Below are 5,905 nucleotides of genomic sequence, written 5' to 3' on the forward strand. Positions count from 1 at the left end.
GGGAGGCCCACGCCCTGCAGCGGCTGGGCGACATCCACCTCGAGCTCGGGGAGCGGGAGCAGGCCACGGTGCTGGCCACCCGGGCGCTGCCGCTCGCGCGGTGGTCGACGATGGCGCTCCACCTGCTCCAGCGCATCTACGGCACGCTGGTCTACGCCGCCCCCACCCCGGAGGAGGCACTGGCCGTCGTCGACCGCGCGGAGGCGGCCATGGGAGTGGACGACGAGTGCCTGTTCTGCCAGATCATGTTCGTCGTCCCCGCCGGCCATGCGGCGGCCGCCGTCGGTGAGATCGAGCGGTCCCGCGGCTACCTCGACACCGCCCGGATGATGGCGGACCGGTGGGAGGGCACGGTCTGGCACGCGATGGTGCTCGAGCTCCAGGCGCACCTGGAACGCGCCCAGGGCCGCGACGACGTCGCCCGGACCCTGCTCGCCCGGGCCGCCGAGACCTTCGCGGGTGCCGGGCACATGCTCGACGCCGCCCGGTGCCGACGCGGCGGACGGGGCGGCCTGCTGGTGCAGACCGCCCCGCCCGCGGGGGTCGGCGGCTGACGGCTCGTCAGCCCTCGCGGCGCCGCGCGCCTACCCAGCGGCGACGGGGGCGCACCCACCGCTGCACGGGCCTCGGGTAGCGGTCCCACAGCAGGGCCTCGGACGCGCGTCCCGAGGAGAGGATGACGTATGCCGCGTGGATGTCCGGGTTCACCGGCGAACCTCTTTCGGTCGGTGGTCGGCGGGGTGCCGACCGGTGCACGCGACGTTAGGGACGTGCCATTCCCCGGACCTTCCGCGGCCGGTGCAGGGGCCGGTGGTGCGGGGAAGGCGCGGGGACGAGGCCGGCGCTCCGCTCAGCGACGGTCGCCGGTCGTCCGTGCGACGGCCTCGGCGACCGAGCGGCGGCCGGTGCACACGAGGAGCACCTGGTCCACCGGCAGCTCCACCGGTGGGCCCTGCCCGACCACGACGTCGGCGTCCGTGGCGACGAGACGCCGGCCGGCGAGCTCCGCCCCGAAGTAGCCGAGGCGGTCCCGTACGCCCTCGACGACGACGGCGATGCGTCCCGGCGGCGCCACCGGCCGCAGCCCCAGGGCGTCGGTGATGTCCAGGCCGTGGATGACGTCGTGGGCCAGCGCACCGGTCGGGCCGCCGCCGGGGGGCTGCCACGGGTGGTCGACGTTCTCCCGCAGCGTCGCCACGACCCCGTCCCGCCCCAGGGCGGCGAGCTCGGCCCGGGCGAGCCGGTCGGCGGCGCGGTCGATGCTGCCCCGCGCCCGCAGCACCTCCAGGACGAGCCGCGGCAGCCGCACCCGGAACGGCATCGTCAGGTGGGCCGCCACGTGGGCCACGCTCCATCCGCGGCACAGGGACGGCGCGTCCCACTGCTCGTCGGTGAGCCCGCCGAGCAGGCGGACGGTGGCGGTGCGCTGGGCACGGACCTCCTCGCGCAGGTGGGCGGCCCGGGATGGGGGTGGGGTGGTCACGGTGTCTCCCTCCGTCGGACGTCCTGTCCCGGTACCGACCCCGCCGGTGCGCGGGACTCATCGCGCGACGGCGTCCCGGCCGCGGCGGCACCGGCCCCGACGGCGCGCGACACTTCGCGACCCATCGCGTGACGCCCGACGGCGCCGGACTCTTCGCCCGACGGCGACGCTCAGGCCGCGGCGGTGCGGTGGTCGCGGACCCCGGCGGTGAGGGCGGCCGCGAGGACCATGACACCGGCGAGGGCCCAGCCCAGCGCCCCGTAGCCGGGACCGGAGACGACGGCCCCCGCGCCGACCGCACCGAGGAGGTAGCCGCTCTGCGTGACGGCGGTACGGGCGGCCATCATCGTCGCGGGGTGGCCGGGCAGCTGCTCGATGCCCAGGGCAGCGGAGGCCGGCGTGCGCACCCCGGCACCGAGGCAGGCCACGCAGAACCAGGCGAAGGCCCACGGCACCGCGGCACGCGTGCCGAGCATGACCGGGGTGACCGCCGCCATCCACAGCGCCCCGAGCACCGCCAGCCGGCGCGGCGCCAGCCGGCGACCGAGGACGCCGGCGCGGCTGGAGGCGACGAAGTGGGTGGCGGCCGCCCCCGCGAGCAGCCAGCCCACCTGCGCCTCCGACGTCCCCAGCCGCTCGACGAAGAACGCGCCGGAGAAGGTGAGCAAGGCGGTCCAGCCCGTGTAGGCCGCGAGCTCCGCCCCGGCCCAGCGTCGGGCGGAGCGGTCCCGGACCGCCGCGGTCAGGCGCGCGGGGGCGGCCCGGCGGGCCGGGGCGACGATCGCCGGGGAGGCCACCAGCGCCGCGAGCGCGACCACCGCTGGCGCCGCCATCGCCAGGCGCCACGAGACCGTGGACGTGAGGTACCCGACGACGGGGCTGACCAGCACCCACGCCGCGGAGTTCGCCGCCGCCAGGTAGCCGGCCGCCCAGGAGCGGCGCTCGAAGACCGCCATGCCGCCGAACCCGGCGGACAGCAGCAGCGCGAGCGCCACCCCGACGAGGACGTGGGCGGCGAGGAACACGGCGGTGCTGTGTGCCGCGGCGACGGCGCCGCAGGCGAGGACGGCGAGCACCGCCCCCAGCGACACCGTGGCGCGCACACCGCGCGCGTCGGCGCGGGACATGAGCGCGACCGACGTCAGGACCGCCGCGGCCGCGGTCACCGACCTGGCCTGGCCGACGGTGCCCACCGAGGCGCCGAGCTCGCCGGCGACGGCGACGAGCGTGGGGGAGAGCACGACGAGGAGCGCCTGGGACGCCATCGTCGCGAGCACGAGCGGGAGGAGGGCCCTCCGGCCGGCGGCCACCGGTCCATCGTTCCACCGGCGCGAGGCAGCGCACCAGGGGCAGTCCCCACGGTGTGTGGTTCCGGCACGCGTGCCGGGGTCCGTCGGCTGGCACAGCGGGACCCACGCCGTGAGCATGAGACCGGGTGCCGCCCGCACGGGGCGGTGGCGGACGGAGACGGAGGAGGCGGAGCATGGGGAGCCCCGGTGGGCGCAGCACGACGGGCACCGCGCCGCTCGGCATCGCCGTCGACGTCGACGGCGCGGTCGGGCTCAGCGCCCTGCAGCACCCTCTGCGGACGCTGCGGAGCAGGTTCGGGCCGGCCCGCGACCAGCGCTCCGTCAGCGGCTTCGGTGGGGTGGTCCGCCTCGTGGCCCGCGAGTACCCCGACGCCCCCGTCGTCTACCTCACCGCCGCCCCGCGCCCGTGGGTGCCGGCCCTGCGCCGGGCGCTGCGGATGGACGGGTACCCACCCGGCGCACTGCGCTCCCCCGCGCGGGCCCACGGCACGTGGCGGGCCGGCGGTGGGCGGCACAAGCGTGACGTCCTGCGCGAGGTCCTCGCCGACCCGGGACGGCAGTGGCTCCTCCTCGGTGACGACACCGGTCCCGACCCCGCGCTCTTCGCCCACGCCGCCGCGTACGGGAGGGTCGCCGCCGTCGTCCTGTGGCAGCTGCGCCGCAGCCCCGACCCCGGACTCCTGGACCGGGTGCGCGAGCGCGTCGGACAGGTCCCGGTGGTCGCCGCACCGGTGGCCGACGCGCTCGTCGCACAGGTCGGGGCGCTGCTCGGCCGCCGCGGCGGGCAGGTGACCGACTGGTTCCTCACCGCCGCCGAGCGCGGCAACCCGGTCACCGGCCTGCCGGCGTGGACCGAGGGCAACGCGGTGCGGGCGCTGTCCCATGGCCGGCCCTACCTCACCACCCTCCAGCACGCGGTCGACGCCACCGGCGACGGCGACCTCGTCCTCCTCACCGGGTGGCGCGCCGACGCCGAGCAGCGGCTCGACGACACCCCGGCGGGTGAGGTGCTCGCCGCCGCGGGCCGCCGCGGCGCCGTCGTCCGCGGCCTGCTGTGGCGCTCCCACAGCCCGCTGCTGGGCTACACGTCCGCGCAGCACCGGGCCTTCGCCCGGGCGGTCGCCGGCGGCGGCGGGCGGGTGCTGCTCGACCACCGCGTACCCCCGGTGGGCAGCCACCACCAGAAGGCCGTCGTCGTCCGGTACCGCCACACCCCGGCGCAGGACGTCGCCTACGTCGGCGGCATCGACATCGCCGTGTCCCGCCGCGACGACGTCGACCACCGCGGCGACCCCTGCACCCGGCCCTTCGCGGCGGTGTACGGGCCGCGGCCCGCGTGGCACGACGTCCAGGTCGCGCTCACCGGGCCGGCCGTCAGCGACGTGGAGACGACGCTGCGGGAGCGCTGGGCGGACCGCGCCCCGCTCGTCCGCGCGCCGTGGCGGGTCCTCGCCGACGCCGGGCTGCCCCGCCGGCCCGACCCCCTCCCGCCGGCCCGCCCGGCCCCGCCCCGGGCCGGCTCCGCCGCCGTCCAGGTGCTGCGCACCTACCCGCGGCGGACCCGGCCGCTGCCGTACGCGCCCGCGGGTGAGCGCAGCGTGGCACGGGCCTACGCCAAGGCGCTCCTGCGTGCTCAGCGGCTCGTCTACGTCGAGGACCAGTACCTGTGGTCCGAGGACGTCGCCCGCGTCTTCGCGGCCGCCCTCCACCGGGCACCGCGGCTCCACCTCATCGTCGTCGTCCCCCGCCACCCGGACCAGGAGTCCCCGGTGGAGGTGCCGGCGGCGGCGCTCGGGCAGGGCACGGCGATGGACCTCGTCCGCCGGGTGGGCGGGGACCGGGTGCAGGTCCTCGACCTCGAGCGCGAGGACGGCACCCCGATCTACGTGCACGCCAAGCTCTGCGTCGTCGACGACGTGTGGGCCGCGGTGGGCAGCGCCAACCTCAACCGCCGCTCGTGGACCCACGACTCCGAGCTCGTCGTCGGAGTCCTCGACGACGCGCGCGACACCCGGGCGCCGCTCGACCCGGCCGGCCTCGGCGACGGTGCCCGCCGCTTCGCCCGCGACCTGCGCCTCGCGCTCCTCCGGGAGCACCTGGGCCGGGGGCCCGACGAGGACGCCGACCTCCTGGACCCGGACGACGTGGCCGGCGCCGTCCGGTCGGCTGCGGCGGCGCTCGACGCATGGCACGCCTCCGGCCGGGCCGGTCCGCGTCCACCGGGCCGCCTGCGCAGCCACCCGGACGCCCCCGTACCCGCCCGGTGGGCCCGACGCGCCACGTCGGCCTTCTACCGCACGGTCTTCGACCCGGACGGCCGGCCGCTCGGCATGCGGCTGCGGCGCACCTTCTGACGCGGGTGCGGCCCGGCGCACCGGCTGTCGGCGCTACCGTGCGTCGAGCGGTGTCGTGACCGCGATGCGCCAGCCGTCCCGGTCGCTGTGGACGAGCTGGTAGGCGTTGTGCTCGACACCGACGACCGTGCCGTCGGCGGCAAGGTTCTCCAGGTCGGCGAGGCCGACCCACAGGCCGTCCTCGGCGTAGCTGGGGCGCAGGTTGACGATACGCACCGCCATGATGCCCCGGTCGTGGTAGCGGCGGCCGTTGGCGGCGAAGAACTGCCGGGTCGCCTCGGGGTCCGTGATGACCTGGCAGCCCAGCCGCGTCACGGCGAGCGCCGGGTAGTGGTAGCAGGCGGCGAGCGTGTCCAGGTCGATCCGGGACAGCGCCGTCGCGTAGCGGTCGAAGAACGCGGCGACCGCGCTGCTCTGTGTCGTCTGTGCTGATGTGGTCCGGCTCATATGTGACACGCTAGGGACAGACCCCGACCGGCCTGCGTCGGGGTCTTGGGGTGGTGACGATGGACGGTCACGAGTTGAGCGCGGCGTCCCGCGACGCCCACCTGACGCTGCGCCGGGTCGAGCGCCAGCAGCGACTCATCGAGACGCTCCCAGCGACTCGGGGGTGGCGGACGGTCGCCTCGCTGGCACGCGACCTGGGCGTGACCTCGCGGACGGTCGAGCGGGACGTCGAGCGGCTGCGGCAGGCCGGCGTGCCGATCGTCGCCCGCCCCGGACCGGGCGGCGGGGTGCGCCTCGACGTCACCCCGGGC

6 protein-coding genes are annotated in these 5,905 nt (G+C 77.3%); 3 read left to right on the forward strand and 3 right to left on the reverse strand.

The annotated features are described in order from the left end of the window. The coding region (locus Q0195_RS03280) for a hypothetical protein (RefSeq protein ID WP_299274458.1) at positions 1 to 554 on the forward strand (554 nt) is incomplete at its 5' end. A 296-nt stretch (positions 555 to 850) separates the two neighbouring features. Here the strand turns inward: Q0195_RS03280 and Q0195_RS03285 are convergent. Then, positions 851 to 1,483 carry a maleylpyruvate isomerase family mycothiol-dependent enzyme gene (locus tag Q0195_RS03285; protein WP_299274460.1) on the reverse strand — a complete coding sequence of 211 codons (633 nt, stop codon included), beginning with the start codon at positions 1,481 to 1,483 and terminating at the stop codon, positions 851 to 853. A 170-nt stretch (positions 1,484 to 1,653) separates the two neighbouring features. Next, positions 1,654 to 2,793 (reverse strand): MFS transporter, encoded by a 1,140-nt coding sequence (locus tag Q0195_RS03290; protein ID WP_299274463.1) that lies wholly within the window; start codon positions 2,791 to 2,793, stop codon positions 1,654 to 1,656. Between the two features lie 173 nt (positions 2,794 to 2,966). Here Q0195_RS03290 and Q0195_RS03295 point away from each other — a divergent pair, with 173 nt between their 5' ends. Next, a complete protein-coding gene (locus Q0195_RS03295) occupies positions 2,967 to 5,147 on the forward strand; it encodes a phosphatase domain-containing protein (protein WP_299274466.1) in 2,181 nt (726 codons plus the stop codon). 33 nt (positions 5,148 to 5,180) lie between these two features. On the opposite strand, the gene Q0195_RS03300 is transcribed toward Q0195_RS03295, so the two are convergent. Beyond that, complete coding sequence (locus Q0195_RS03300) at positions 5,181 to 5,594, reverse strand: hypothetical protein (protein ID WP_299274468.1); 414 nt, start codon at positions 5,592 to 5,594, stop codon at positions 5,181 to 5,183. Between the two features lie 59 nt (positions 5,595 to 5,653). On the opposite strand from Q0195_RS03300, the gene Q0195_RS03305 reads away from it, so the two are divergent. Continuing rightward, the coding region (locus tag Q0195_RS03305) for an HTH domain-containing protein (RefSeq protein WP_299274471.1) at positions 5,654 to 5,905 on the forward strand (252 nt) is incomplete at its 3' end.

This window comes from uncultured Georgenia sp. (assembly GCF_937958535.1).
GTDB lineage: Bacteria > Actinomycetota > Actinomycetes > Actinomycetales > Actinomycetaceae > Oceanitalea.